This window comes from Terriglobales bacterium, from assembly GCA_035937135.1.
In the GTDB taxonomy this organism is placed as follows: domain Bacteria; phylum Acidobacteriota; class Terriglobia; order Terriglobales; family Acidobacteriaceae; genus DASYVL01.
On record DASYVL010000034.1, the window covers coordinates 1 to 1,884 of the forward strand.

General features: G+C 65.7%; 3 protein-coding genes. All 3 read left to right on the forward strand.

Annotation, left to right across the window (positions count from 1 at the left end):
* Positions 1 to 201 (forward strand): hypothetical protein (locus VGQ94_01660; protein ID HEV2021214.1); only part of this gene is annotated, 201 nt, incomplete at its 5' end.
* Between the two features lie 204 nt (positions 202 to 405).
* Entirely contained in the window at positions 406 to 1,281 is an 876-nt protein-coding gene (locus VGQ94_01665; protein ID HEV2021215.1) for a PEGA domain-containing protein, read from the forward strand.
* 84 nt (positions 1,282 to 1,365) lie between these two features.
* Positions 1,366 to 1,884: dipeptide/oligopeptide/nickel ABC transporter ATP-binding protein (locus VGQ94_01670; protein HEV2021216.1), on the forward strand; the 519-nt coding region annotated here is incomplete at its 3' end.

Consider the following 1,884-nt stretch of genomic DNA (forward strand, 5'->3'; position numbering starts at 1 on the left):
CGCCTGCCGCCTCCCGGCCCACCGCCCTTGACCCTGGCCGAGGTGGAAAACGCGCTTGCCAACCTGCCCAGAAAGCGCGTGGTGGAGATGGTCGGCGAGTACGGCGTGGATTTTGAGCTCAGCAACCAGGCGGAGAAACGCCTGCGCGATGCCGGCGCCGACAGCGACCTGCTGCTTGCCATCGCCAAGGCAAAGAAGTAACGTAAACCTACTCGCCTCCTGACGCCACGAATGTCCCACACCTTTCAAGCTGCTTCCCGGGCCCTGCTGCTGACAGCCGGTCTTCTTACCGCTGTGTTTCTCTACCTTTTGCCTGCCCAGGCGCAGGCACCCGCCTCCGCCGGAACGGCAGGGGCAAGGGAGCTCGGCGTCCCGGAGCTGGTTTCCGCCCCGGGGCAGGACCCGATGCTGCGCTATCCCGTGGCGCATTACCATGGGATCGTTCATCACATATCGCACAAGTATGGCGGGGGGTCTTGCTACGGCTACCTTTACATCTCCCGCGACATCCTGCGCTACAAGGTCCGGTGGCCGGAGAAGGATAAGGGTCACGGATTCCAGCTGAAGCGCGCGGACCTCACGGCGGCCGGGGAGTGGCAGTCCTGGGGATCGGGGACCGAGGCGGCGGAGTTCAAGTTTCGCGACGGCGTCACCCATCGCTTCTTTTACATGCCCAAGCGGGTGGTGGAGTCCAGCGGTGAAAGATTCCTCTGGGGCGAACAACTTGCCGTTCAGGGACTCCTCGAAGGCGTCCAGAACGTCGATGGCGTGGTGGCTGTGCTGAAGGCGCGCGAAGCCGGACGAGCGGCCGCCGCGCGGGACGCCGCGCCGCAGAAGGCCCAGCCGCAGGCGACCCCACAGCCCGCTCCCGCCACCCTTCGCGTCTCCAGCCAGCCCGGAGGCGTTCAGGTCTATCTCGACAACGAGCCCAAGGGCATGACGAGCGCGCAGGAAGGCGAACTGGTGCTGAAGAACTTGCCCGCGGGCGAGTACCGGGTCCGGCTCAGCCTGGCCGATTACGAGGACTGGACCAACAAGGTGAAGCTCGCCGCCGGCCAGGACCTGAAGCTGGAAGCCAAGTTGGCTCCCCGCGGGCCCCGGCCCTTCACGGTGCAGGACGTGGTGGACATGTTGCTGGGCGGCATCTCACCCAAGCGGGCGGCCACGCTGATCCAGGAACGCGGCGTGGATTTCGTGCTCAATGACAAGACTGAACAGCAGATCCGCGCCGCCGGCGGCGACAGCGATCTGCTGCTTGCCATCGCCAAGGCAAAGAAGTAAGCCGCGCCTTCGTCGTGGCCTCTGGCGGTTGGCGTCCTGGGTTTTTCCTTTTTACTTCTTACCTTTTTCCTTTAGCCTTCCTTCGTGGCTCTCGTCGAAGTCCGCGACCTGGTGAAAGTCTTCCCCCTGGGAGAATCTGTTTTCGGCGGAAGTGCGCAGCGGCACGTGCGCGCGGTGGACGGTGTTTCGCTCGAGATCGAAGCCGGAGAGACGCTGGGCCTGGTAGGCGAATCGGGCTCGGGCAAGAGCACGCTGGGGCGGCTGATGCTGCGGCTCATCGAACCTACCTCCGGAAGCGTGCGCTTTGACGGTGTGGACGTGCTGGCGGCCCGTGGGCACGAGCTGCGCCGCCTGCGCCGCGACATGCAGATCGTCTTTCAGGACCCCTTCGCCTCGCTCGACCCGCGTATGACGGTGGAGCAGGCCGTCAGCGAGCCATTGGTAATCCATGAGAACCCCGGCCGCGTGCGCCGCCGGGAGCGCGCCGTCGAGCTGCTGCGGGCCGTGGGCCTGGAGGAATCGGCTCTGGCCCGCTATCCCCACGAGTTCTCCGGCGGCCAGCGACAGAGGATCGCCATCGCCCGCGCCCTGACATTGAAGCCG

Bases quoted from the DNA above. Each gene is read 5' to 3' on its own strand.
- VGQ94_01665 (HEV2021215.1), top strand. From the start codon at position 406: ATGCTGCGCTATCCCGTGGCGCATTACCATGGGATCGTTCATCACATA.